The organism is Pigmentiphaga litoralis (assembly GCF_014651835.1).
GTDB lineage: Bacteria > Pseudomonadota > Gammaproteobacteria > Burkholderiales > Burkholderiaceae_B > Pigmentiphaga > Pigmentiphaga litoralis.
In genome coordinates, this window is record NZ_BMXQ01000002.1 from 725,059 (window position 1) to 750,460 (window position 25,402).

23 protein-coding genes, 1 tRNA gene and 1 pseudogene are annotated in these 25,402 nt (G+C 64.8%); 18 read left to right on the forward strand and 7 right to left on the reverse strand.

What is annotated here, in order from left to right:
• The first annotated feature begins 68 nt into the window (after nucleotides 1-68).
• The 4 genes from acs (at nucleotide 69) to IE116_RS21815 (ending at nucleotide 5,399) form a co-directional block, all read left to right on the forward strand.
• On the forward strand, nucleotides 69-2,048 hold the full coding sequence (gene acs, locus IE116_RS21800; RefSeq protein WP_189615339.1) for an acetate--CoA ligase: 1,980 nt from the start codon (nucleotides 69-71) through the stop codon (nucleotides 2,046-2,048).
• 538 nt (nucleotides 2,049-2,586) lie between these two features.
• Nucleotides 2,587-2,676, forward strand: a tRNA-Ser gene (locus tag IE116_RS21805).
• Between the two features lie 248 nt (nucleotides 2,677-2,924).
• Entirely contained in the window at nucleotides 2,925-4,064 is a 1,140-nt protein-coding gene (locus tag IE116_RS21810; protein ID WP_189615341.1) for a mechanosensitive ion channel family protein, read from the forward strand.
• An 81-nt stretch (nucleotides 4,065-4,145) separates the two neighbouring features.
• Nucleotides 4,146-5,399: a cation:proton antiporter gene (locus IE116_RS21815; RefSeq protein WP_189615343.1), complete on the forward strand. Its 1,254-nt coding sequence runs from the start codon at nucleotides 4,146-4,148 to the stop codon at nucleotides 5,397-5,399.
• Here IE116_RS21815 and IE116_RS21820 read toward each other — a convergent pair.
• Both IE116_RS21820 and IE116_RS21825 read right to left on the reverse strand, forming a co-directional pair.
• On the reverse strand, nucleotides 5,379-5,807 hold the full coding sequence (locus IE116_RS21820; protein ID WP_229828691.1) for a DUF421 domain-containing protein: 429 nt from the start codon (nucleotides 5,805-5,807) through the stop codon (nucleotides 5,379-5,381). The two genes, IE116_RS21815 and IE116_RS21820, sit on opposite strands and share 21 nt — an antisense overlap.
• A gap of 215 nt (nucleotides 5,808-6,022) precedes the next feature.
• Nucleotides 6,023-6,925, reverse strand: coding sequence for a LysR family transcriptional regulator (locus tag IE116_RS21825; RefSeq protein WP_189615347.1), 903 nt, complete (start codon nucleotides 6,923-6,925; stop codon nucleotides 6,023-6,025).
• 103 nt (nucleotides 6,926-7,028) lie between these two features.
• On the opposite strand from IE116_RS21825, the gene IE116_RS21830 reads away from it, so the two are divergent.
• Nucleotides 7,029-7,574, forward strand: a complete 546-nt coding sequence (locus IE116_RS21830; RefSeq protein ID WP_189615349.1) for a DMT family transporter — start codon at nucleotides 7,029-7,031, stop codon at nucleotides 7,572-7,574.
• Between the two features lie 419 nt (nucleotides 7,575-7,993).
• Here the strand turns inward: IE116_RS21830 and IE116_RS21835 are convergent, their stop codons facing one another.
• From IE116_RS21835 to IE116_RS21845, 3 genes and pseudogenes are all read right to left on the reverse strand, one after another.
• On the reverse strand, nucleotides 7,994-10,240 hold the full coding sequence (locus tag IE116_RS21835; protein ID WP_189615351.1) for an ATP-binding protein: 2,247 nt from the start codon (nucleotides 10,238-10,240) through the stop codon (nucleotides 7,994-7,996).
• A 233-nt stretch (nucleotides 10,241-10,473) separates the two neighbouring features.
• Nucleotides 10,474-10,800 (reverse strand): annotated as a pseudogene (locus IE116_RS21840) (fumarylacetoacetate hydrolase family protein); the annotation flags it as partial.
• 31 nt (nucleotides 10,801-10,831) lie between these two features.
• The gene (locus IE116_RS21845) at nucleotides 10,832-11,245 is read right to left on the reverse strand and encodes a hypothetical protein (RefSeq protein WP_189615355.1); all 414 of its coding nucleotides are present in this window, start codon (nucleotides 11,243-11,245) and stop codon (nucleotides 10,832-10,834) included.
• A gap of 283 nt (nucleotides 11,246-11,528) precedes the next feature.
• Between IE116_RS21845 and IE116_RS21850 the strand changes: the two genes are divergently transcribed.
• From IE116_RS21850 to IE116_RS21865, 4 genes are all read left to right on the forward strand, one after another.
• Nucleotides 11,529-11,759, forward strand: coding sequence for a hypothetical protein (locus tag IE116_RS21850; protein WP_189615357.1), 231 nt, complete (start codon nucleotides 11,529-11,531; stop codon nucleotides 11,757-11,759).
• Between the two features lie 100 nt (nucleotides 11,760-11,859).
• A complete protein-coding gene (locus IE116_RS21855; RefSeq protein ID WP_189615359.1) occupies nucleotides 11,860-12,216 on the forward strand; it encodes a PRC-barrel domain-containing protein in 357 nt (118 codons plus the stop codon).
• A 185-nt stretch (nucleotides 12,217-12,401) separates the two neighbouring features.
• The gene (locus IE116_RS21860) at nucleotides 12,402-12,548 is read left to right on the forward strand and encodes a hypothetical protein (protein ID WP_189615361.1); all 147 of its coding nucleotides are present in this window, start codon (nucleotides 12,402-12,404) and stop codon (nucleotides 12,546-12,548) included.
• 169 nt (nucleotides 12,549-12,717) lie between these two features.
• Complete coding sequence (locus tag IE116_RS21865) at nucleotides 12,718-14,433, forward strand: thiamine pyrophosphate-binding protein (RefSeq protein WP_189615363.1); 1,716 nt, start codon at nucleotides 12,718-12,720, stop codon at nucleotides 14,431-14,433.
• 48 nt (nucleotides 14,434-14,481) lie between these two features.
• Here the strand turns inward: IE116_RS21865 and IE116_RS21870 are convergent, their stop codons facing one another.
• The gene (locus tag IE116_RS21870) at nucleotides 14,482-15,390 is read right to left on the reverse strand and encodes a LysR family transcriptional regulator (protein WP_189615364.1); all 909 of its coding nucleotides are present in this window, start codon (nucleotides 15,388-15,390) and stop codon (nucleotides 14,482-14,484) included.
• A 127-nt stretch (nucleotides 15,391-15,517) separates the two neighbouring features.
• Between IE116_RS21870 and IE116_RS21875 the strand changes: the two genes are divergently transcribed.
• From IE116_RS21875 to IE116_RS21915, 9 genes are all read left to right on the forward strand, one after another.
• Nucleotides 15,518-16,240 carry a succinate dehydrogenase/fumarate reductase iron-sulfur subunit gene (locus tag IE116_RS21875; RefSeq protein WP_189615365.1) on the forward strand — a complete coding sequence of 241 codons (723 nt, stop codon included), beginning with the start codon at nucleotides 15,518-15,520 and terminating at the stop codon, nucleotides 16,238-16,240.
• Entirely contained in the window at nucleotides 16,240-16,626 is a 387-nt protein-coding gene (locus IE116_RS21880; RefSeq protein ID WP_229828693.1) for a succinate dehydrogenase, read from the forward strand. The genes IE116_RS21875 and IE116_RS21880 overlap by 1 nt, the downstream gene beginning before the upstream one ends.
• 8 nt (nucleotides 16,627-16,634) lie before the next feature.
• Nucleotides 16,635-17,003: a succinate dehydrogenase, cytochrome b556 subunit gene (gene sdhC, locus IE116_RS21885; protein WP_189615366.1), complete on the forward strand. Its 369-nt coding sequence runs from the start codon at nucleotides 16,635-16,637 to the stop codon at nucleotides 17,001-17,003.
• Between the two features lie 135 nt (nucleotides 17,004-17,138).
• Nucleotides 17,139-18,146: a Bug family tripartite tricarboxylate transporter substrate binding protein gene (locus IE116_RS21890; RefSeq protein ID WP_189615367.1), complete on the forward strand. Its 1,008-nt coding sequence runs from the start codon at nucleotides 17,139-17,141 to the stop codon at nucleotides 18,144-18,146.
• A gap of 56 nt (nucleotides 18,147-18,202) precedes the next feature.
• A complete protein-coding gene (locus IE116_RS21895) occupies nucleotides 18,203-19,078 on the forward strand; it encodes a fumarate hydratase (protein WP_189615368.1) in 876 nt (291 codons plus the stop codon).
• A gap of 2 nt (nucleotides 19,079-19,080) precedes the next feature.
• Nucleotides 19,081-19,734 carry a fumarate hydratase C-terminal domain-containing protein gene (locus tag IE116_RS21900; protein ID WP_189615369.1) on the forward strand — a complete coding sequence of 218 codons (654 nt, stop codon included), beginning with the start codon at nucleotides 19,081-19,083 and terminating at the stop codon, nucleotides 19,732-19,734.
• Nucleotides 19,731-21,485: an L-aspartate oxidase gene (locus IE116_RS21905; protein WP_189615371.1), complete on the forward strand. Its 1,755-nt coding sequence runs from the start codon at nucleotides 19,731-19,733 to the stop codon at nucleotides 21,483-21,485. Before IE116_RS21900 ends, IE116_RS21905 begins: the two co-directional genes overlap by 4 nt.
• 127 nt (nucleotides 21,486-21,612) lie before the next feature.
• Nucleotides 21,613-22,869 carry an FAD-dependent monooxygenase gene (locus IE116_RS21910; RefSeq protein WP_189615373.1) on the forward strand — a complete coding sequence of 419 codons (1,257 nt, stop codon included), beginning with the start codon at nucleotides 21,613-21,615 and terminating at the stop codon, nucleotides 22,867-22,869.
• Between the two features lie 19 nt (nucleotides 22,870-22,888).
• Nucleotides 22,889-23,587, forward strand: a complete 699-nt coding sequence (locus IE116_RS21915; RefSeq protein ID WP_189615375.1) for a fumarylacetoacetate hydrolase family protein — start codon at nucleotides 22,889-22,891, stop codon at nucleotides 23,585-23,587.
• A gap of 19 nt (nucleotides 23,588-23,606) precedes the next feature.
• Here the strand turns inward: IE116_RS21915 and IE116_RS21920 are convergent, their stop codons facing one another.
• The gene (locus IE116_RS21920; protein WP_189615377.1) at nucleotides 23,607-25,394 is read right to left on the reverse strand and encodes an HAD family hydrolase; all 1,788 of its coding nucleotides are present in this window, start codon (nucleotides 25,392-25,394) and stop codon (nucleotides 23,607-23,609) included.
• Nucleotides 25,395-25,402 lie beyond the last annotated feature (8 nt).

Genomic DNA, 25,402 nt, shown 5'->3' on the forward strand with positions numbered 1-25,402 from the left:
CCCGCATCCACATGCCGGGCGCGCGGCGCATGGCGCACTTCCAACAACGACTACAAGGACACGCGGCGATGGCCAACCTCGATTCAGTTCTGACAGAAACGCGGGTGTTCCCGCCCAGCAAGCACTTCGTCGCCCAGGCGAACGTTTCCGGGCCGGAAGGCTACCAGGCCCTGTGCGACGAGGCCGAGCGCGACTTCGAAGGCTTCTGGGCACGGCTGGCGCGTGAGCACATACGGTGGGCCAAGCCGTTCACGCGCACCCTGGACGAAAGCAACGCCCCTTTCTATAAGTGGTTCGACGACGGCGAACTGAATGTGTCGGCCAACTGCCTTGACGTGCACGTCGAGAACGGCCTGGGCGACAAGGTCGCCATCATCTTCGAAAGCGACGATGGCAAGACCACCCAGGTCACCTACCGCGACCTGCTGGCCCGTGTGTGCCGCTTCGCCAATGGCTTGAAAGCGCTGGGCTACCAGACCGGCGACCGGTCCATCATCTACATGCCCATGTCGGTCGAAGCCGTGGTGGCCATGCAGGCGTGCGCCCGCCTGGGCATCACGCACTCGGTCGTATTTGGCGGTTTTTCGGCCAAGAGCCTGCAGGAACGCATCGTTGACGTGGGCGCCACCCTGGTGATCACGGCCGACGCCCAGCAGCGCGGCGGCAAGACGATTCCGCTCAAGCCCGCGGTCGAAGAAGCCTTTGCGCTGGGCGGCTGCGACGCCATCCGCAACGTCGTGGTCTACCAACGCGCCGACGTGGCAGGCAATTGGGAAGAGGGCCGCGACGTGTGGATGCATGACGTCGAAGCCGGGCAGCCCGATACCTGCGAGCCTGTCATCGTCAACGCCGAACATCCCTTGTTCATTCTGTATACGTCGGGTTCCACCGGCAAGCCCAAGGGCGTGCAGCATTCGTCCGCCGGCTTCCTGCTGTGGGCCCACCTGACCGTCAAATGGACCTTTGACCTGAAGCCTGACGACGTGTACTGGTGCACGGCCGATGTCGGCTGGATCACGGGGCATTCCTACATTGCCTACGGCCCGCTGGCGGCCGGCGCCACGCAAGTCGTGTTCGAGGGCGTCCCGACCTTCCCGAACCCCGGCCGTTTCTGGGACATGATCCAGAAGCACAAGGTCAGCATCTTCTATACGGCGCCGACCGCCATCCGCTCGCTGGTCAAGGCCGCCGAGGGCAGCCCCGAACACCATCCCAAGAAGTACGACCTGTCCAGCCTGCGCGTGATCGGATCGGTGGGTGAGCCGATCAACCCCGAAGCATGGATGTGGTACTACACCAATGTGGGCGGCGAACGCTGCCCGATCGTGGACACCTGGTGGCAGACCGAAACCGGCGGCCACATGATCACGCCGCTGCCTGGCGTCACGCCGCTCAAGCCCGGATCGTGCACCACGCCGCTGCCTGGCATCATGGCCGCCATCGTTGACGAGACGGGCGGTGACGTCGAACTGGGCAAGGGTGGCTTCCTGGTCATCAAGCGCCCGTGGCCCGCCATGATCCGCAACATCTGGGGCGACCCGGAACGTTTCAAGAAAAGCTATTACCCCGAAGAGCTGGGCGGCACCTACTACCTGGCCGGCGACAGCGCCAACCGGGATACCGACGGCTACTTCTGGATCATGGGTCGCGTGGACGACGTGCTGAACGTGTCGGGCCACCGCCTGGGCACCATGGAGGTCGAATCTGCCCTGGTATCGCACCCCCTGGTGGCCGAAGCCGCCGTGGTGGGACGTCCGGACGACCTGACCGGCGAAGCCATCGTGGCCTTCGTGGTGCTGAAGAAGTCCCGTCCCGACGACGCCGAAGCCGCCGAGATCGCCAAGGACCTGCGCGCCTGGGTCGCCCGCGAAATCGGTCCGATCGCCAAGCCCAAGGACATCCGTTTTGGGGACAACTTGCCCAAGACGCGGTCTGGCAAGATCATGCGCCGACTGCTCCGCGTAGTGGCAAAGGGGGAGGAGGTCACACAAGATGTGTCCACCCTCGAAAATCCCGCCATTTTGGACCAGCTTGGCAAAGCGCTCTGATTTTTGCGATACTGCGCACAGCTCTGGTGCGATTTCGGCCAAAAGGATGGTGCATTTCGCACCAACATAGGGGTCAACACCTAGTGTAAGTCGCACAATCCAGGCGCAGAATATCGTTATGCAGTGGAGGAGACAAACCCCTGCAGTCACTAGAAGAGCAAAACGCCCGAGCGGCCGATCCATAAGTAGATCGGCCGCCGGTGCAATAATTTTCCTGCTGTTGTTTGATCTCCTCTGCTGTAGTTACCGCGCTATTCCCCCGCTTTTTCCCCGCTCCTCCCCGATTTCTTAGTTGTCGTTTTTTGTAGTTCCCGCCGGTTCAGGCACCTTTCCCAAGTTCTTGTTATCGCGCCTCTCAGGGCTGCATCGTTTCGTGCGTTCGCCTCGTGAGCTCATGCGCAGCGATGGTGCCCACCTATCCGCGGGTGTAGTCCTGCAGACCGCCCGTGCGTCGAAAAAACTCACGCGTGAACGTCGCTTTCGGATCTGATATACTGCGCGGCTGTTAGCGGCTGGGATACGTCCCGACCGCCAGCATGGACAGGTGGCCGAGCGGTTGAAGGCGCACGCCTGGAACGCGTGTATATGTGAAAACGTATCGTGGGTTCGAATCCCACCCTGTCCGCCACTATTTCGACGTCTCGAACGTCGGCGAGAAACCCGCATCGGCCTGTGCCATGCGGGTTTTTTGTTGCCCGTTGCATGGCTCTGCACGCTGTTACACATCCAGCACAGCTTGAAATGGCATGGTCGTGCGTCTTTCCGGACAATGCATCGGCCTGAGTCCTGTCCCTCTGCCACACCTGCAGCCAGTCCGTTTCCGGATCCCCAACGACGCTTGCACTCGCCAGGCGAATTCCACAAAGGTATTACTGGATGAATAGTGAGCTTTTCTCGCGGTTTCTAAACGACGTCACATTCCTTGGTATTCCAACGATCAGCTGGCTGATCGCCATTGCCGCGATGGTGGTCAGCTTCGTCGTGCTCCGCACTGCAGTCAGCTTTCTGCGTCGGCGGCTGACCGCATCGGCCGCACATTCGCACTCGCTGGCCAGCGAACTCGCCGCCGTGGTCATCGGCGGAACGAGCAACATATTGATCGGCCTGGTTGCGATCCTGATCGGCGCTGGTCTGCTGGACTTGCCGCCACGGTGGATGGATCGAGTCAGCAGCCTGTGGTTCGTCGTCGTGGTGCTGCAGGTTGCGCTATGGGGCACTCGGTCGATTTCGCTGGCGATGACTCATTACGTCCATGCGAAGCTTGGTGAGCAAGCGCAAATCAGCGCCCTGTCTTCGCTGATGATGTGGGGCGCAAAGGTGCTTTTGTGGGCGGTCGTTCTCCTCGCCATGCTGTCGAACCTGGGGGTGAATATCACTGCCTTTGTAGCCAGCCTGGGGGTCGGCGGCATTGCAATTGCACTGGCGGTGCAGAATATTCTTGGAGACCTGTTCGCTTCACTGTCGATCGCAGTCGACAAACCGTTCGAAATCGGCGACTTCATCGTGATCGGGTCGCTTGCAGGAACGGTAGAGCATGTCGGCCTCAAGACCACGCGCATCCGCAGCTTGGGGGGCGAGCAGATCGTGATGGCCAACACGGAAATGCTGAGCAGCACCATTCAGAACTACAAGCGTTTGAATGAGCGGCGCATCGTGTTTCAGTTCGGCGTGACGTATGACTGCACGGCGTCGCAGGCCAAACAGATTCCTCAGCTGGTCGAAAGCATCATCCGATCGATCGACCGTACACGTTTTGACCGGTCGCACTTCAAGGGGTTTGGCGACAGCTCCCTTGATTTCGAGACGGTCTATATCGTGCTTGAACCAGGCTACAACACGTACATGGACATCCAGCAGGAGATCAACCTGCGGTTGATGGAAGAGCTTGCTTCGATCGACGTCGAGTTCGCATTTCCGACCCGAACCATTCATGTCGCCTCCGTGCCCCCGGCAGCGCGTTCACACCTGCCCGGGGACTCGTCCCCGCAGGCGGTTGGCGATGCTGCTGCGCCCTGACCTGATTCAGCTGCCCCTGTACCACCTGCCTGACGCCCTGGCCAGCACGACAGGGTCATCGCTTCTGACCAAGGACAGACCTTGTTGGATATTGCCGCAATTTGCCTGGTAGTCGCTGCGTTGTTCGCGTATATCAACCACCGCCTGATCGGCCTGCCCACGACGATAGGCGTCATGGTCATCGCGCTGGCAATGTCGTTGATGATTGTCGGATTGGACACCGTTGGCATCGACCATGGTTTGCGGGACTATGAAGCGTCGTTCGTTGGTGCGATCGATTTTTCCGACGTCCTCATGCAGGGCATGTTGTCTTTCCTGCTGTTTGCCGGTGCGCTGCATGTCGACCTCAAGGCGCTGCGCCACTACAGATGGCAAGTGACAGGCCTAGCGTTCTTCGGCACGCTCCTTTCGACCGCGATCGTGGGTCTCGGCATGTGGGCGGTCCTGCCGCTGGTGGGCGTCGAGCTTCCGTTCATCTATTGCCTGTTGTTCGGCGCCTTGATCTCGCCCACCGACCCGATTGCCGTCATGGGCATCCTGAAATCTGCCGGGGCACCCAAGTCGCTCGAATTGGTGATCTCCGGCGAGTCCCTGTTCAACGATGGCGTCGGTGTGGTGGTGTTCTCGCTGCTGCTGGGCGTCCTGGCCAGTGGCGCCGTGCCCTCGGCCGTGGATGTCGGCGAGTTGGTGCTGCATGAGGCGGTCGGTGGCATTGCGCTGGGGCTTGCGCTTGGATATGTCTGCTTCAAGTTGCTCAAGAGCATCGACCATTATCAGGTCGAGGTGCTGATGACGCTGGCGACGGTCATGGGCGGATACTCGCTGGCAAGCCATCTTCATGTTTCCGGGCCGCTGGCCATGGTGGTGTGCGGGCTGATCATTGGCAACGGTGGCCGTGCAATCGCCATGTCCAACGAGACGCGCCAGTATGTCGATGTGTTCTGGGAACTGGTCGACGAAATCCTCAATGCCGTTTTGTTCGTTCTTATCGGCCTGGAGTTCATGCTGATTGCATTTTCGGCGCCGCTGATCACAGGCAGCGCCGTAGCCATCGGCATGACCCTGACCGTGCGGTGGCTTACCGTGGGCCTGCCGGTGTGGCTCGCGGGACAGCGCTTGCGGCTTCCCCAGGGATCGTCGGTCGTGCTGACGTGGGGCGGATTGCGGGGCGGTATTTCGGTGGCGCTGGCGCTCTCCCTGCCAATGGGCGAGCATCGCGACACCGTGCTGGCGTTGACGTATTGCGTCGTCGTCTTCTCAATTCTGGTGCAAGGCTTGACGATCGGTGGCGTCGTCAAGCGAGCGATTGCGCCGTCAGGGCAGGGCGGAGCCTGATCCGGCCTGGTGCTTCGAAATGACGCTGAAGCTGCCATCTGTTTCAAGCACAACCGCTGCGATCGCATCCAGGTCTCCGAAGCCTGCACTCCGCACGGCAGCCAGAATTTCTTCGCGGGTCACGCGTTCTGCACGCAAAGCCGCCAAATCGATCACACCGTCGGACACCAATGTGCGTGCATCGGATTTGGCAGCGCGCTCGGCCCACTTCCATTTGACGGAAGCCACTGCGATCAGGCACTGCAGGAGCGCAAGCAGGCCGAGCGCCACAACGCCTTCCAGCAGCGCGACATCCTTGGACAGAACAATGGTTGCCAGGGTCGATCCCAGCGCAACGGTGACCACCAGGTCGAACGCATTCATCTTCGCCAGCGTGCGCTTGCCGCTGATCCTCAGGATGGCGATCACGGCGCCATAGGCCAGCGTGCCGACGACGACTACCCTGAGCAATCCTTGCCAGGAATCAAAGAACATGGATGCTCCGTTGCGTTATGTCGCGTTGATGAGACGGGTCTGTGATTGGATGCATGCATTCGTGCACCAAATGCTGACATGGGGTTGGTATGACGCCAATGTACTGCAGCGAGTCCAGCGGCCTGTCTGCCGGGTGTATGAAAGACGGCTCAGCGCTGCGCGCATTCCCACACCAGGTCGCGCAGCCACACTTGAGCAGGTTCGGCATTGCGCTGCGCGTGCCAGGCTTGCTGGAAGGCGAATACCGGAAGGGGCAAGGGCGGTGCGAAGGTCTTCAGGCCTCGGCTGCGGGGCACCCGGTCCAGCGTTCGGCTGGCCACCGTCAGCATCAGATCGGTACCCCTCAGCACCTCGGTCGACGCGCGCCAGTGGGGCAGGACAAGCGCGATCCGCCGCCGCAGGCCTTGCGCGGTCAAGGCGTCTTCGACGTCGTTGTCAGCATCCGGACGCATCGATACGACGACGTGGGGCCGTGCCAGCCAGGCGTCCAGCGGCAGGTCACCCGCGGGTGGCAAGGTCGTCCGGTCGGCAACGCTGACGAAGCGTTCGTCGAAGAGCGTGCGCAGCGCAATGTCGGACGGGACATCCGGAAACACGCCCACGGCCAGATCGATCTCGCCGTCCAGCAGTTGCGCCACCATGGCACCACGGCTGCTCTGGGTGATGGCGATGTCGATGCCGGGGGCTTCCGCGCGCAGGCGCTGCATGAGCCTGGGCAGGATCACATGCGCGCCGAAGTCCGACGCGGCAAGCCGGAAACGGCGGGTGGCGCTTGCAGGGTCGAAGCTGCGAGCGTGCAGCAGCATGCTCAAGCCGCGCAGGGCGTCTTCCAGGGGTCGCACCAATTCCAGGGCGCGCGGCGTGAGCGCCATGCGGGTGCCGCGCCGCAGCAGCAACGGATCGTTAAAGATAATGCGAAGTTGCGCCAGTGCATGGCTGACGGCAGGTTGGCTGCGGTGCAATCGCAGGGCGGCGCGGGTTACGTGCTTTTCCGACAGCAGCGCGTGCAGCGCGAGCAGAAGATTCAAATCAATGCGGCGTAGGTCATCCATGCCACGAATAATGCCGCCTTCAATTACGAATTTCCATTAAAGAATCGTATGACGCACGCTACGCCCTGAGGTCCCCACGGGACAAAACGCAGGAGTCGCAGTCATGTTCGGTCTTTCCCTTATCAGTGCGTTATCCCTGGGCATTGCCGTGCTCGCGGGCGCCGCCATTCCGTTCCAGGCGGCTACCAATGCCATGATCGGGCGTGCGCTGGGCCATCCGTTATGGGCCACGGTGGCGTCGCTGACGGTCAGTGTGCTGATGGTGTTGCCGGTACTTCTCGCGCTGCGCGTGCCGGCGCCCAACCTGGGGGCGGCGCTGCAGGGGCCGGCGTGGGGATGGCTCGGCGGCGTCGCGGGCGTGATCTACGTGACCGCCGCGTTGATGCTGACGCCCCGCCTGGGGGCGGGCACTTTCATCGCTGCCGTGATCGCCGGGCAGGTGATCGTGTCGATGCTGATCGACCACTACGGATGGATGGGGCTGCCGGTGCGCCCCGTGACCTGGGTGCGGCTTGCAGGGATCGTGCTGATTCTGGGCGGTATGGCAATGGTGGCGGTGGCGGGCAGTGCGGTGCGGGACGGTGCGGTGCAAGTCGGTGCGGAGCGCACGACACGGTGCATTCCGAACGTGGATACCGCTCAAGCTTGAACGTGCTCGGGTTTGCATGCCAGGGAACGGGTTCGTATAGCCTGGCGGCATGGAATATGCATTGGGTTGATGAGGTGGCGCCTTGCGCACTGTTTCAGCGCAGATTCGCCTGGTCGAAAGTCAAAGCGGCATTGGGCGCACATGGCGCAACCTGAACGTCGTCCAACTTGCCAGGCCTGGAATGATGTTTGAAGTCGATGTCGTGGCTGCGATCGCCGCGAGCCAATAGTGCTTGTCCATCCGTCGTCTCCCGAGAAAGCCATGACACTCACCACGCATTCATCAAAGAAGCTGATGTCGGATTGGACCAGGCACGTCCTTGGCCGCGTAGGACGCTACGCAGCCAAGGCAGCCGCTGTCACGCTGGGCGTAGTGGCGACGGGATTACCGCCGGCGGCTCGCGACTGACCACGCAGTGGTCAGCTTGCCCGTGCCGCGCGCAGGGTCTCGATGCCGTCCAGCAGCGCACCCAGCGCCACCGGCTTGGTCAGGTGCAGGTCGAACCCCGCCTGCATCGCGCGCTGGCGATCTTCCAACTGGCCATACCCCGTAATCGCGATCAGCAGCAGTTCGCTGGGCAGCCCGCTGGCGCGCAGGCGGCGCGCAAGGGTAAAGCCGTCCATGTCGGGCAAGCCGATGTCGAGGATGGCGATGGCAGGCGTGAAGTCCGCTGCCGTGGACAGCGCCGCCGTGGCCGAATGCTCGACGCGTACATCGTGGCCGGATACGGCGAGCGCTTCGGCGATGGTGGCAGCGGCATCGATGTTGTCGTCAACGACCAGGATGCGCGCGGCCTGGCGCGGGGCGGACCACGGCACCGAGGGCGCGGCGGGGATGGCTTCGCGGCCGAGCGGCAGTTCGACGCGGAACTCGCAGCCCCGGCCGAGCCCGGCACTATGCGCGGTGATGGTGCCGCCGTGCATGTCGACGATGCTGCGGGCGATGGTCAGGCCCAGGCCGAGGCCACCCGTGGACCGCGCGATCGACTGGGGCGCCTGGTAGAACGGCGTGAAGATCTTTTCAAGGACGTCGGGACTCATGCCGGTGCCGGCATCGGCCACGACGATGGTCGCGGTGGTTCCGCTTCCAGATACGGCCACCCGCACGGGCGCATCCGGCGAATGCCGCACGGCGTTGCCGAGAAGATTGACCACCAGTTGCTGCAGGCGCGCCTCGTCGCCTTGCACCCAGACATCATGCGGCGGTAGCGCGAGCGTCAGTGGCGCGGACCGTTTTGGCACGGTGGCGAGGATGGACTCGTGGGCGCGGGCCACCAGCGCGTTGAGCAGTACCGGCTGCGTGTTCAAGGAGAGCTTGCCCTGCACGATGCGGGATACGTCGAGCAGGTCGTCGACCAGCCGGTGCAGGTGAGTGGCCTGGCGGCGCAGGATCTGCCGTTCGCGTTGATAAACGTCGCCGCCGCGCAGGTCCATCAGGTCGAGCGTCGAGACGATCGGCGCCAGCGGGTTGCGCAGTTCATGCCCCAGCACCGCCAGGAAGTGGTCCTTGGCGCGCGCGGCTTCCTGCGCCTGATCGAGCGCCACGCGCAGGGAGCCGAGCGAGCGGTTCAGGTTGCCGAGCAGCACCTCGCGCTGATGCTCGACGGCGAGCCGGTCCACCGAGGCGGCTTGCAGGGACTGGGCCAGGTGATCGATTTCCTGGATGCCGCACGTGTGCGACTGGACCGGCCGCCCTTGTCCGAGGTCGCTCGCCTGTTGCTGCAGATGGTTGATGCCGCCAATGATCCGCCGGGAGATGGCGCGGGCCGCTCCCAGGCAGGCGACCAGTGACAGCGCCAAGGCCGCGGCGTACATGGCGAGCGCGGTCCACAAGGCCCGGTCCAGCAAGGAGGTCGGGGCGCCGACGATGACGGAAATGCCCCAGCGCGGCAGCTTGGTGATGCCCGCGACGGACTCGACTCCATCGCCGTTCAATGCCGTGCCGTTGCCGGAGGTATCGACGCTGGCCATCAGTTCGACCAGGGAGCGCGTGACCGGCTTGCCCACGAAGGCGCTGTGTTCGGGCGAGCGGGCCAGACGCTGGTTCCGGGGATCGGCAACGGTGATGACCCACCCTGGCGGAATGTCCTGGCGCGCCAGGATTTCGTGGATCCGGTCGGGCAACAAGGCTGCCGACACCACGTACTGCACCTTGCCGCCCGTGACGACCGGGATACGCACCGGCAAGGCCAGACCGCCCCGCTGGCCTTCGCGCACCTGTCCCACCAACGGGCGCTTTTCCTTGAGCAGCTGCCCAAGGCTTTCGGGGTCGGTCAGCCGCACCCCCTTCGCGCCGAAAGGCATGCTGGACCGGAAGATCACGCCGCCTGTCCCGTCGGTCAGGATGACCGACCGCCAGTACGGGCGGGCCCGGACCGCATCCCGGCTCACGTGGTAGAACTCTTCCAAACGGCCGGCGGCCAGCGCAGGATGGTAGGAAAGGGTGACCAGCGCCGCTACGGTGCTTTCGATTTCGGCATCGACGGCGGAGGCCAGCGCTCGCGACATGTCGAGCGTCGCGCGTTCCAGATCTTCATGGTGCTGGTCGACGACGGCCTTGATGCCCCACATGCCGAGCAGCGCCAAGGGCAGCAACCCCGCGCCGATCAGCAGGATCAGCAGGAGTCGCAGTGACAGGGGGCGGCGGGTCGAGCGGTCTATGAACAACGACAACGTCCTTGGGCGACTTCGTTTGCACGGATCCTGCGGCTGCTTGGTCCGATGCAGATGCGGACGCCATAGTACCCGAGGCCTCAAGGCCGACGACAGCAACCGCGCATGCGGTTACCAGCCGTGTGATGAGATGTCGTATTTTTGCGTTATTCGCTCGTTTGCCGGTATCAGCCCTGCTGTGTCGCGCGCACGAGCTGCTGATCAATGACGCCGAAAATCGACGCGCCGTCCTGCTCGATATCCATCCGCACGCGGTCGTCTTTCCAGTGCTCGCCCAGTTCATCGGGCGTGACTGCCACCGGGCCGAATGACGTGGAAGGCTTGGCATGGATGAAGCCGAAACCGGTCTTCAGTTCACGCGGTTGCAGGCCTCGCAGGCTCCAGTCATTGGCGAGCATGACAAGGCGGATATGGGTGGCTGCCTGGGCCGCCGTGGCGCCCAGCGGCACATCGTCGACAACCACAACCACTTCGGCTTCGCGGTCGATGCCGTGGGCGTCGTCGGGCAAGGGCACATCGTCATGCGGACAGAGGAAGTCGTCGGAGCCGCCCCTTTCCAAGCGCATCAGTTCGACCGGAAGGCAGTTACCTTGCCATCGAAGTCACGATCGGCTTGGCCGTCTCTTCGACCTTGTCGAAATCCATCGTGCTGACGAGGCCGTACAGCGTGCCGGTTGCAACGATCAGCATGATGGCGGACTGCACGCGGGGCGACAGGAAGGGTTCGCCGCGCTGGATGCGGCGGCGCATGATCAGGTAGGTGATCATGCCGGCGACGACGGCGATGCTGGCGCCGACGCGCCAGGCGGTGGGGTAGATGACGAAGGCTGCCGGGAGGGTGGCGCCGTTCAGCGCGTAGGCGTAGCCGTTGCTGGGGTCGTCGGCGTAGATGCCGATCGATATGGCGATGATGCCGACGGTCAGAACGATAAGGGCAAGCCAGCCGAAGGCCTTGAGGGTAAATCCTGTCGGTGGTGGCGGGGTAGGTGTCGGGGGCATGGGCACGCTGGTTTTCACTCGATTGGGTGTTGAGAAAAAGCTGTAAGAAATAGGGAGCGCCGCATCAGACAGCAGTCATGAAAATGCCGCATGCTGCGCTCCCGGTGGGCTCTTTGCGATAGTAGAAACAGACGCTTCGCTAGCAAAAAGCCATGAATGAGCCGGTTTTTAACGCATCGCAGCTTCGCGTTTGCGAATGTTGCAACAGGCGATTGTAGAAGTTGAAGTGCTCAATGAGGTTTGCCCGATAGTCGCTTCTGTCCGCTGGACTACCTAAGCGCTCTTGCCCGATGACATGCTGGACGCCACCCACGGCGGTCCGATTCGCGTCAGTACCAACAGCAAACGTGAAGTGCAGCACGCGCTGTATCGCGTCCGGCTGCGCCTGGCTGAACCGTTGCCGCAGGCCCGCACGGCCCTGGTCGACGTGGTCATCCATGGCCAGCCGTATGCCATCGCAGCCGACTGGCTGCGCACGCTGGGCAGCGCAATCATTCGGGAAAGCGGCTTCTAGCGGGCATGTTCCGTGCTGAGCAGTAGGGGAGTGCCTGACCAGGCATCGCGCGGCAGCCGCCGCGCATCCGTCCCCCATTGCACTCGCAAGGAGAACCATCATGGCAGAACTCAATTCCCCCAATACCCTGATCTCGTCGGACCGTGTCGAAGGCACCACCGTTTACAACAAGGTGGGAGAAAAGCTGGGCTCGATCGACCACGTCATGATTGAAAAACGCACGGGCCAGGTCCGGTATGCCGTCCTGGAATTCGGCGGCTTCCTGGGCATCGGGACCGATCGTTACCCGCTCCCCTGGAACGTGCTGGAGTACAGCACGGACCTGGACGGCTATGTCGTGCCCCTGGAACAGTCGCAGCTTGAAAACGCGCCGCGATATGACACGGCATCCACCGCGCCTGAGTACAACGAAGAGTATGCCCGCCAGGTGTATCGCCACTACGGCACTGAATGGTGATTGCCGCAGGGTGATCGCCGCGGGGTGATCCCCGACCCATGGCCCGGAGCCGGGATTGGCGTTGTCGTGACAACGCCAGCCACAGTCCGGGCCATTCGTCTATCCACCACCTGTCCATTTGACGTCGTATTGCTGCAATGTCATCGATCCGTCACGATCGATCAACGATTGGCAAGGAGACTGAGATGGATCTGCACACGTTTACCGTACTCGCCGCGATCGCCCCGGTGGTGGTGGCATGCCATTACTACCGCCAGACCCAGAACCGCCGCAAGAAGCGCTGGGCACCCGTCATCCTGCAACTCAAACGCAGCGAAGACCTGGACAGATAAGGCGCTGCTTATGTGTCATACATAAGCAAAAAGTTATGTTTTGGACGTTCGGCGCGCCGGACGGTCCGCCTGCCCACCCAAAGTTTTCTTTTCGCTCGCCCCCAGCTTTATTGGCTTTGCAGGGCGTGGCGAGTCGGCCATGATGGCGGTCATTCCTTCTGGAGCCATCATGCCCACGACTTCTTCCCGCGGTGCGGACCTGCTGGTCCGGTCCCTGGCCGACGCCGGTGTCGACACGATCTTTACGCTGTCCGGCAACCACATCATGCCGATCTTCGACGCCTGCAAGGACGCCGGGATCCGGCTCATCCACACGCGGCACGAGGCGGCCGCGGTCCATATGGCGGATGCGTGGGCGCGGCTGACCGGGAAGGTGGGCGTGGCGCTGGTGACGGGCGGGCCGGGGCATGCCAACGCGGTGGGCGCGTTGTACACGGTCGCCCAGGCTGAATCGCCGGTGGTGCTGCTGTCGGGACACGCGCCGTTGAACCAGCTCGGCAAGGGGGCGTTCCAGGAGATGGCGCAAGCGGATATGGCCGCGCCGCTGACCAAGGCGTCATGGACCGCGCAGACCACGGATGGCCTGGCCGAGGACATGGCGCGGGCGTTTTCCGTGGCCTTGTCCGGCCGGCCCGGGCCGGTGCATGTCAGCCTGCCGACCGATCTGCTGGAGGCAACCGTGGCGTCGCGTCGGCCGGTATCCCGCGCAGCCTGGCTCGCCTCTCCTGTTACGCCGAACCACGCCACCATCGCCGAGATGCTGTCGCGCCTGCGGTCGGCCAGACGGCCGTTGATACTGACCGGTCCGGCCTTGCTGACCCGCCCGGGCCGCGCGCTGTCGGCGGCGCTTGCCGCGGCCACCGGGGTGCCGGTCGTCGGAATGGAAAGTCCGCGTGGCGTGGGCGACCCCTGCCTGGGCACGTTTGCGGAGATGCTGGCGCAGGCCGATGGTGTGCTGCTGCTGGGCAAGCGCCTGGACTTCACCCTGAAGTTCGGCCAGGCGCCGGCGCTGGCGGCCGACGTGTCGGTCATGCACATCGATGCGGATGACAACGAGTTGTCCCGCAGCCGCACCGCCTTTGGCGATCGGCTGGTGGCGACGTGCGTCGCTGATGCGGTGTCCGGTGCGCAGGCATTGATGGCGGCCGTGGAGCAGGTGGAAGCGGGCAACGCGGGGCAAGCGGCGTCAGGTGAAACGGCGTCGGCTGACGGCCGTCGTGCTGAAGGCGGTCGCGCCGATGAGAAGGCCGCCGACTGGCGGCAGGCGGTCGCCGCCGCGATCGCTTACCGGCCGGCGGCCTGGGCCACGGCGACCGCAAGCGTGCCGGATCGCGTCCACCCGGCGGCGGCCTTTTGGCCCCTGCAGGCCTTGCTCGACAGCCACCCCGATGCCGTCCTGGTGGTCGACGGCGGCGAGATCGGGCAATGGGCGCAGGCCTGCCTGTCCGCCCCGCACCGCGTGATCAATGGGATCGCCGGATCGATCGGCTCGGCCTTGCCGTTCGCGGTCGCGGCGCGTGTGGCGGTCCCGGATGCACCGGTGGTGGCCGTGCTCGGCGACGGGACCTTCGGCTTTCATGCCGCCGAGTTCGACACGGCCGTGCGGTATGGCTTGCCCTTGGTCGTTGTGGTTGGCAACGATGCGCGGTGGAACGCCGAATACCAGATCCAGGTGCGCGATTACGGGGCCGATCGCACGATAGGCTGCGAGCTGCTGCCCACACGGTACGACCAGGTCGCCGCCGCGTTCGGGGCGCATGGGGGGAACGTGACCGATCCGGCCAGGATGGAAGCAGCGGTGAATGCCGCGGTGGCCAGTGGCAAGCCGGCTTGCATCAACGTCATGATGGAAGGACTGGCGGCGCCCACGATCCGGCGCGCCTGAAAGCAGAGGCGGGGCGCCCGCCGTGCGACGCGGCCCGACCTGGCGCCTTCAGCTCACCAGCCTCGCAGCAGGCTCGGCTTCCGGCTTCGCAAAATAGCTTTTCACTGCCGTCGTGAAGTTGACGCGCGCGTGGTGCTTGCGCTCGACCAGGCCCACGTGCCGCCGGATACCGACGCCATCCAGGGGCACGATGTGCAGCTCCGGATCCTGCCGCCACGCGACATTCGCCAACTGCGGAACGATGGACACGCCAAAGCCATGCCGCACCAGTTCGATGATGGCTTCGACACTGTTCAGCTCCATGCTTTCGTTGACCTGCACACCGACTTCGGCAAGCACCGTATCGACCAGCGCGCCTGTCCAGGTGCTGCGGTCGAAACGGATGAAGGGGGCCGTGCGCAGGATGTCGGCGGCACAGGCCCCCAGCACGAAGTGCGGGGATCGCGGCGCGATCAGCACCATGGGCTCGCTGTACAGCGGCGTCCAGATCAGGCTCACGGGCAGGGGACGTGGCGATTGCGTGACGACCGCCGCATCGAGCTCGCCGGCTTCCACCCGCCGCGTGAAGTCGGCCGACAGGCCCGCAAACAAGCGGACGTCGAGCCGGCGATGCTTGCGTTTGATATCCCACAACGCGTTGGCAAAGTCGCCCATCAGCGCCGACACCAGCGCTCCCATGACCGCGGTGCCGGCCAAATCGTCACTGGCGTCGGCCATGGCGAGGGCCTCGTAACGGCGCACCACATCTTCGATGTCGGGCAGCAGGCGCCGGCCATGCGGATTGAGCACGGCAGCGCGCGCAGTGCGATCGAACAGCTGGCAATTCAGGTCGGCTTCGAGTGCGCGGATCTGCAGGCCGACGGCAGCCGGGGTCAGTCCGATCTCGTCCCCCACTGCCACAAAGGTGCCGTGGCGCGCCACGGACAGGAAGATGCGCAGCGTGCGGATGGACGCCATGGAAGATCTCCGGTTGTGATTGTTATCGGATTATTTCTTTGTCTCGGCTTCAAAATTACTCGCTTTTTTTTGATGCTTCAATCCTCAACAATGACTGCACTTTCCGGCAATGAACGAGGCAGGATCCATGGAAGTGCTGAAGGTATCCATCTGGCGCGGCGAGGCCGAGGCAGGCGCCGGCGGCCTGACGGTCTACGACGTTCCGCGTCATGACAGCCAGACCGTGCTTGACGTTGTCACCTATGTACAGCGGCATCTGCAGCCCGACCTGAGCTATCGCTACGCCTGTCGGGTCGGCATGTGCGGATCGTGCGCGATGACGGTCAATGGCCGGGCGCGGTGGACCTGTCGCACCCATGTGTCCAAGGTCGCCATGGACGGCCGGCTGGAGATTGCGCCGCTGGCCAACCTGCCGGTCGTGAAGGACCTGGTGACCGACATGACCGCCTTCTTCGACAAATGGACGCAGGCCAAGGGCGCGTTCGATGGCGAACGCAGCCGGCACGAACCCTTTGCCGTGGTGGCGCCGGACACGCCCGAGCGGCGGGCAGCCGATGCCGGCATTGAATGCATTGGCTGCGGCGTCTGTTATGCATCGTGCGACGTGGTGCAGTGGCGGCCCGAATACCTGGGCCCGGCCGCGCTCAATCGGGCGTGGACCCTGGTGAACGACGAGCGCGATGTCGCGGGCAAGGCACGGCTGCGCGCCGTGGCGGGCGATGCCGGCTGCCACAGCTGCCATACCCAGGGTTCCTGCACCGAGCGGTGTCCCAAGCAGTTGTCACCGACAACCAGTATTGCAGGCCTGAAGCGCAGGGTGGGGCGCGCGGCAATGAAAGGCGAGTTGTGATGCGCAGCACCACCGTGTCGATGACGACATCAACGACTTCCGCCGCCCTGCAGGCCCGGCTGTGGATGCTGCAACGTCTGAGCGCCATGGTGCTGGCCTTGTGCGTGGTGGTGCATATCGCGGTCATCATCGTTGCGGTTCGCAACGGGTTGACCGGCGCCGAGATCCTGGGCCGCACGCGGGGCAATATGGCGTGGGGCATCTTCTATGCCGTGTTCGTGATCGCGGCGGCGGTGCATGTGCCGATTGGTGTGCTGAAGATCGCGGAAGAATGGTGGCGCTGGCGCGGGCGCGGCGTGCACGTGGCGGCCGCGGCGTTTGGCGTGCTGGTGCTCGTGACCGGACTGCGCGCGGTATGGGCGGTGACGGCAGGGGGCGCGGCATGAAGCCCGCCATGAAACCCGCCATCCGGCAACCCATCGATGCCCGCGCCAGGCAGCACGCCGCCTACTGGGCATTTCTTGTGCACCGCGTGTCGGGACTCGCGCTGGCGGCCTTCCTGCCGGTGCATTTCTGGGCGCTGGGCCAGGCCCTGCACGGCGAGGCCGCGTTGGAGGGCTTTCTGCGCTGGACCGATGCGCCGCTGTTCAAGCTGGCTGAATGGGGGCTGGTGGTGCTGCTGTCGCTGCACCTGATGGGCGGCGTGCGACTGCTGCTGATCGAATTCGGCACGATGGGCGGCCTGCGCAAGGACTGGATCGCCATCGGCCTGGGCGCGAGCCTGTGCACGGGCCTGATGCTGGCCGTGTCCCTGAACGTATGACCGCATGACCGCGTGAACGCATGACCCTGCGAACGCATGACCGCATGAAGGCCGCGCAGTTGCGCTGCCTGGCGAACGCACCACCCACAAAGCGCGCCGCCCGATGAGGCGGCGCCGGTTCCACCGGAGGAAGACATGCTTGCCATTCACACCTTGAAGGCGGGGCCGCGTCGCGCGTTCGCGCCGGCTGTCGCCATTGCCCTGACTGCATTCGCCTGTGCGTTGCCCGCCACCAGCCACGCGGACGACTGGCCGCGCCAGCAGGTGCGTGTCGTGGTGCCCTTCCCGGCAGGAGGCTCGACCGATATCGTCGCGCGCGTGCTGGGTCAGAAGCTGGGCGAAAAATGGAAGCAGACGGTGGTGGTCGAGAACCGGCCGGGTGCGGGCGGCGTGATAGGGGCCGAAGCCGTGGTCAAGGCTCCCGCCGATGGCTATGTGTTGCTGATGGCCTCGGGCAGCATCTTTACCGTGAATCCGCACATCTACCCGCAGCTGTCGTATGCGGTGAAGGACTTCAACATGATTACGAAGGCGGCCAGCGGACCGATGCTGGTGGTGATCGATCCCAAGCTGCCACCCAGGAACCTGCAGGAACTCATTGCGTACATCAAGGAGCGGCCCGGCAAGGTCAACTTCGGATCGGCCGGCGTGGGCAGCCAGACGCACATGGCGGCCGAAGCCTTTGGCAAGGCCGCAGGCGTTTCCTGGACGCACGTTCCCTACAAGGGCGAGACGCTGGCCTATGCCGACATGATTGCCGGCCAGATCCAGGCGGCCGTGGGCAACATCGCGGCGCTGAGCAGCTTTGTCAAAGCCGGAAAGATCCGCGCATTGGCAGTGACCGGGACGCAGCGGTCCGCCTTGCTGCCGGACGTGCCGACGGCCGCCGAAGCCGGGCTGGCCGGCGTCAACGTCGAAGGCTGGTTTGGCCTGGCCGCACCCATCGGTACGCCCGCTGCCGTCATCGACAAGATCAACCGCGACACGCGGCAGGTGCTGGACGATCCGGACGTGAAAGACAAGCTGGCTGCCCAGGGCATGGTCGCGGTGGGCGATTCGCCTGCCGAGATGAGCAGCGCGGTCGCGCAGGAATCAACGATGTGGGCCGCCATCGTCAAGGACCAGAAGCTGGTGGTCCGCTGACTGCCAGGCCTGCCGCAATACCGGATGTCGCTCTTTTTTCGTTGACCGGAAGCCCTATGCATATCGACCTGCTCGCCGCCGAAGACGCGGCCAAGACCCTGTACATCCGCGCGCTCAAGATCCTGCCGCCCGACATCAAAGACGGCCTGGCCGCGCTGGAGCGCAACGAAACGATGGAGGGTGCGCGCGAGATCCTGCGCACCATGACCACCAACATTGCCGTTGCCGAAGACAACGACAACCTGCTGTGCCAGGACACCGGCATCCCGATCTATAACGTGTCCATCGGTCGCGGGGTGGCGGTGGACGGGCAGGCCCTGAAAGAGGCCATCCGCCGCGGCTGCGCGCGGGCCACCCGCGAACACCCGCTGCGTTCGTCCGTCGTGCATCCCCTGACGCGCAAGAACGAACACACGTCCTGCGGCGCCGAAGTGCCGGTGATCCACATCGATTACGACGATGCCCCCGACACCTGGTCGCTGGCCATGGTCCCGAAAGGCAGCGGGTCGGAAAACAATTCCTTCCTGAAGATGGCGGTGCCCGCCGAAGGCATCGAGGCCATCAAGCGCTTTGTGGTCGATTGCGTGATCGCCGCAGGGGGCAAGACCTGTCCGCCAACGATCGTTGGCGTGGGCGTGGGCGGCACGTCGGACCTGTGCGTGGCGCTGGCCAAACGCGCCGCGACGCGGCCGCTGGGATCAGCCTGCGCGGACCCCGATGGCGCGGCGCTGGAGCAGGCGCTGTCCGCCGCCGTCAATCATCTGGGCGTCGGACCGCAAGGACTGGGGGGTGACGCCACCGCGTTCGCCGTCCACATCGAACTGGCCGCCACGCACATCACCATGAACCCGGTGGCCGTCAACATGCAATGCCACTCCGCGCGGCGCGCCCGAGCGACCTTTACGCCCGACGGCGTGAGCTATGGATTCTGATCATGACCCATCACACCCTGCACATGCCGATCGATGAAGGCGCCGTCCGGCAACTCAAGGTCAACGACACGGTGACCTTGGAGGACACCCTGTACGGGATCCGTGACGCGACGCAGATCCACCTGTTCGATCGCGGCCGCCGCACCCGCATGGACCTGACGGGGCACGCCGTGATCCATACCGCGCCCAATGTCAGGAAGGTGCCCGTGTCCGACGGCTACCCGGCAGGCTATGCGCCGATCTGCATCGGCACCACCACGTCGGACCGCATGGAGCGCTTCACGCGCCCGCTGATGACCGACTACGGCGTGCGGCTGATCGTGGGGAAGGGGGGCTTGCGGGAAGGATCGCTCGATGCCTTCCGCGAACTGGGTGGCGCTTACCTGGCGATCGTGGGCGGCACGGCGGCGCTGGAGACCACCTGGATCGAACAGATCGAAGATGTCGACATGGATGACCTGAATCCCGAATCGTTGTGGCGCTTCAAAATCCGCCACTTTGGTCCCTTGCGCGTGGCAATGGACAGCCATGGCGGCAGTCTGTACGACAGCGTGCGCCAGGACGTCGACCGGCAGCGCGACCGGGTACTGGCGGAACTGGGCATCGGCAAGTCCGGCGCCGCGGCCGCCACCGCCGCCCCGGGAGCCCGGCCATGACCACCGTCACACGGCGCCAGACCGACATCCTGATCCTGGGTTCGGGCGGGGCGGGGCTGTTTGCCGCCCTGCATGCGCATCAAGGCAACCCGGGCGCGCACATCACCATCGCGGTGAAGGGACTGCTGGGCAAATGCGGCTGTACGCGCATGGTGCAGGGCGGCTACAACGTGGCCCTTGCGCCCGGCGATTCCGTGCCGCGGCATTTCATGGACACCATCGAGGGCAGCAAGTGGCTGGCCAATCAGGATCTGGCGTGGACCCTGGTCGAGCAGGCGGTGGTGCGCATCCACGAACTCGAAAACGAGCTGGGGTGCTTCTTCGATCGTAATGCCGATGGCAGCGTGCACCAGAAGGCCTTTGCCGGGCAGACCTTCGACCGCACGGTGCACAAGGGCGATCTGACCGGCATCGAGATCATCAACCGGCTGGCCGAGCAGGTCTGGCGGCGCGGCATCCATAGGCTGGAAGAACACCGCGCCGTCGAGCTGATCAAAACCGCCGATGGCACGGCGCTGGCCGGCGTGCTGATGCTGGACATGCGCACGGGCGACTTCACGCTGGTGCAGGCCAAGGCCGTGCTGCTGGCCACGGGGGGCGGGCCGACCATGTATCGCTACCACACGCCATCGGGCGACAAGAGCTGCGATGGCATGGCGATGGCGCTGCGCGCAGGCCTGCCACTGCGCGATATGGAAATGGTGCAGTTCCATCCGACCGGCCTGCTGGCCGGCAGCGGCACCCGCATGACGGGCACCGTGATCGAAGAAGGGCTGCGCGGCGCGGGGGGCTATCTGCTCAACGGCAAGCACGAGCGGTTCATGCAGGACTACGACGCGCGCAAGGAACGAGCGACGCGGGACATCGTGTCACGCGGTATCTATTCCGAGATGCGTGCGGGGCGCACCTCGCCCCATGGTGGCGTCTACATCCAGATGCATCACCTGGGCGCGGACTCGGTGCGCAAGCAGTTCAAGGGCATGGTCGAGCGCTGCGCCGACTGCGGCTTCGATCTGGCCGGCGGCCTGGTGGAAGTCGTGCCGACCGCGCACTACATGATGGGCGGCGTCGTGTTCCAGCCCGACTGCACGACCGGCCTGACCGGACTGTTCGCGGCGGGGGAGGATACCGGCGGCGTGCACGGCGCCAACCGCCTGGGCGGCAATGGCGTGGCCAATTCCACCGTCTTCGGCGGGATCGCCGGCGATACCATGGGGGCCTATGTGCGCACGGCGGACTTTCGCGAGCCGGACGCCGCGGCCATCGGATCGGCCGTGGCCGCCACGTTGCACCCGACCACCTTGCCGCCGGGCGATCTGGGCGCGCTGCGCGAGTCCCTGTATGCCTGCATGTGGGACGACGTGGGCATCTTGCGCGATGCGGCGGGCCTGACCCGCGCCCGCGCGCAGCTCGCGGCGCTGTCGGCCGAACTGGCGGCCAGCGGCATTCCGGCCGGCACCCTGGCCTACAACCTGACCTGGCACGACTGGCTCAATCTGCGCAACCTGATCAGTGTCAGCCAGGTCATCGTCGAAGCGGCGCTGGCGCGCGAAGACAGCCGCGGCGCGCACTTTCGCGAAGACTTCCCGCAGGCGGGCGACCTGGCAACGTCCAGCTACACCGTGGCCCGCTTCAAGGAAGGCCGCATTGCGCTGACACGGGAACCGGTGCGTTTCACCCGCGTCGCCCCCGGCCAGAGCCTGATCGATGCCGTCGAGGACACCGAGACCGCCCTTCCCGTCACGGTGTAGCAATCCAAGGGATAACCCGCGGCGCGCCGCGCGCGCCGTGGCCAGGCTGCGCCTTGCCCATCGCTGCCCGCCCGCCTTGCTGTATTGAATTGTCGAATTGAGGTTATCGAATCTATTGGATTGTTCGATGACGCTGCCGCGCCTACAGTGCACAGGACTGGCGGAAGTCGACAACCATAACGATAGCGAGACAATGATGGAAAGCAGCTCTACACCGGCATCGGACGAAATCCTCGTCGCGGGCGGCGGCATTGGCGGGATAGCCACCGCGCTGGCGCTGGCGCGCGAGGGCCGCTCCGTGCGCGTGCTGGAGCGCGCCGCCGAGCTGGGCGAAATTGGCTATGGCCTGCAGCTGGGGCCCAACGCCTACCGCATCCTTGTCGAGCTGGGCATCGCGGACAAGTTGAAAGAGGTCGCTTTCTACCCGAACAATCTGGTCATGATCGATGCCATCGACGGGAAGGAACTGACCCGCATCGAGCTGGGCGACGCGTTCCAGGAACGCTATGGCTATCCCTACACCGTGATCCACCGCAGCGATCTGCATCAGATGCTGCTGGATGCAGCACGCGCGCTGCCGGGCGTCACGATCGAGACCTCGCGCGGGGTGGCCAGCTTCACGCAGGACGCCAACGGCGTCGACGTGGTCTGTGAGGATGGCAGCCAGTATCGCGGCGCGGCGCTGATCGGCGCCGATGGCCTGAAGTCGCGGGTGCGGGCCAGTATCCTGAATGACGGCGCGCCGCGTGTGGCCGGGCAGGTCGCCTACCGCGGCGTGGTGCCGATCGAAGAAATCGAAGATGCGACGCATGCTGACGATGTCGTGATGTGGGTCGGCCCCGATCTGCATCTGGTGCAATACCGGCTGCGCGGCGGCAAGGTCATGAACAACGTTGCGGTGGTCGAGAACGAAGCCATGCGCACGGGCCGGGCCGAGACGATCGGCCCCGAAGAAATGGAAGCCATCTTCAGCCATTGCATTCCGTCGGTCCAGAAGATGCTGGGCTTTGTGCGCAAGGACAGGCACTGGGTCCTGCAGGACCGCGACCCGACGCCAGGCTGGTCGCAGGGCCGCGCCACCTTGCTGGGCGACGCGGCGCACCCGACCCTGCAATATCTGGCGCAGGGCGCGTGCATGGCGATGGAAGATGCGGTGGTGCTGGCCAGGAAGGTCAGTACGATGCCTGATCTGGACGCCGCGCTGGTAGCCTATGAAAACGATCGCTACCTGCGCACCGGCCGCATCCAGCTGTCATCCCGCTTTTTCTGCGGCTTCTGCCATGCCGGTGGCGGCGCGCGCGACGTGCGCAACAGCATCGTGACCACGCGCCCGAAGGGCAGCACTTTCGAGATCGACTGGGTTTACCGCGGCATCGACCTCTAATTTCACAAGGAATCACCGAATGCCATACGCCATTGCCCAACCTGCCCAGGTTGCGCTCGACATCGTCGGCAGCGACGACCAGTTTCCCGTCAACCGCGTGTTCTGTGTCGGCCGCAACTATGCCGCGCACGCCCGGGAAATGGGCCGGGACCCGGACCGTGAAAAACCTTTCTTCTTCATGAAGCCCGCCAACGCCGTGGTGCAGGCCGGCGAGACCGAGATCACCATTCCGTATCCCCCGCAGACCAGCAACTTCCATCACGAGATCGAACTGGTGGCAGTCATCGGCACGGGTGGCAAGGACATCTCGATCGACCTGGCACTTGAACATGTGTATGGCTACGCCGTGGGCCTGGACATGACGCGCCGCGACCTGCAGCTGGACGCCCGCGACAAGGGCCGACCGTGGGAATTCGGCAAGTCGTTCTCCAAATCTGCGCCCATCGGTCCGATTTCGCGCGTGAGCGAAGTTGGCCATCCGGACAAGGCAGCCATTGCTGTCACAGTCGATGGCCAGACCAGGCAGAGTTCCGACATCGACATGCTGATCTGGTCGGTGGCCGAGTCGATCGCCTACCTGTCGCAATACGAAACCCTGGAACCGGGCGACGTGATCATGACCGGCACGCCCGAAGGCGTCGGCGCGGTCAAGCCAGGGCAGGTCATGCGCGGCACGATTGAAGGCCTGACGCCCATCACGGTGCGCGTCGAAGGCTAATCGGCCGGCAGACGGCGCCTTACGCTTCCTTGCCCGACTCCCCATGATGGCCGATCACCGGCAGGTTGGGGTTTTCGGGTTGGGTGTAGCGTGACTCGATGGCGTCGCGGATCCGCGCCCGGCTCTGTTTGGAATCGAGCGCGGTGTCTGCCTCCACCTGTCTTGCGGCCTCCGCCAGGTCGCTGTCGCCAATGACGTCTTCGAACCAGCGCGAATAGTCGCCGCGCTGCAGATGCCACGTCCAGGTGTCGTCATCGACGCCATCGCCCAATTCGACGAACAGCACCAGGTTGTGGGCGCGCAGATTGAGCTTGTCCTCCGGTCCGCGGAAAAAGAAACTGCGTTCGGGGATCAGCAGGCCTTCCGCATACTTGCGCACATGGCGGCGCCGATGGGTGCGCCCCGGCTCGATATTCACCACCACGGCGGCTGAAGGTGCGCTTCCGGATTCTTCCGCCGCGGCCACCTGACACACCCATACCTGCCCCCGTTCCAGGGTTGGCCCTTTGGCGTCCGGCACGGCGTTCGCGTTGTTGCGCGCGCGGTGGAACGTGGCCAGGCTCTCGGCCGGGGCGGGGCCCACCGCGAGCACCGTCGTGACCTTGTCCAGGAACGCTGGCGCCAGCTGATCCGGTTGCACGGTCGTCGCCATGGCGGTCTCGAGCGAGACGGGCAGCGCCTGCTCGGCCGGGGACCAGTCGGTGGGGAAGAGGTGATGCGCCTCTTCGAACACCAGCCAATGTGGCCGTCCGGTCTTGGCGCGCAAGGCCAGGAGGCGCGGCAGCAGCGTGGCGAAGTAGCGGGGCCGGTCGGCCAGCGGAACACGCAGCAGGTTGACGATGACACTTTGCCGGGGCTGCGCAAGCAGTTCCAGCACCTGGTCCGCGGGCGGGGCATGCTCGGTATCGCCCACGGTGACCGCGCCTTCCAGGCCGCCGTAGTCGCCCTCCGGATCGAAGATGCACACCTGGTAGTCGGCGTCGACCAGGCGTTCGATCAACGCCGTAGTCAGCGTCGATTTGCCACTGCCCGACGGGCCACAGGCGAGCGTCACGGTGCCATAAGGGGGCAGGGTGAAAGGCTCGTCCCCCGCCTGGCCGACCAGCAGGCCGTGCCGCGCGGACGCCTGCGCGCGGCTGCGCAGATCATCGTCCAGCAGGGCGTCCACCAGCTCGATCACGCCGTGGCCATGCTCGCCCTGGGTCACCATGTCGGCGTTCTTTTTCAACATCGGCAAGGCGTTGTTCACCGCCACCGCCATCTCGCACAGCGCCAGCAGGTGGTGGTCGTTTTCGGCGTCACCGACCGCTACCACGTTGTGTGGCGACAGGCCCGTGTCCTCCAGCGCGGCGGTCAGCCCGGTGCCCTTGGTGACGCCCGGCGCCAGCACCATGACGGCGTCGCCGTTGAAGACCACATGCAGGTCGAGGCCCAGCTCACGGATGGCGTCGAGCGCCTCGCGGTCATGGGGCTTCATGGTTGCGACCAGCGTTTCGCTCACCCCCAGATGCCTGACCCCTTTGGCGCGCATCGCGTCCACGAATTCCGGCGGGGGCGGCGGGGCGAGCAGGCGGCGCTCGCGCGTTGCCGGGTCGTACAGCACACCGCCGTTCTCGGCCACGACGCGCGTGAAGCGTTCGATGCGCGGGCAGATGGCCAGCAGGTCATCCAGTTCGCGTCCGCTGACCAGGAACACTTGTCGCCCGGACTCGCACAAGCGGTCAAGCGCGTCCCACGTGGCATCGGCGACCTGGCCGTCGAAGGCCAGGGTGTTGTCGTAGTCGGTGGCAAGGGCCATGAATCGCATGATGCACT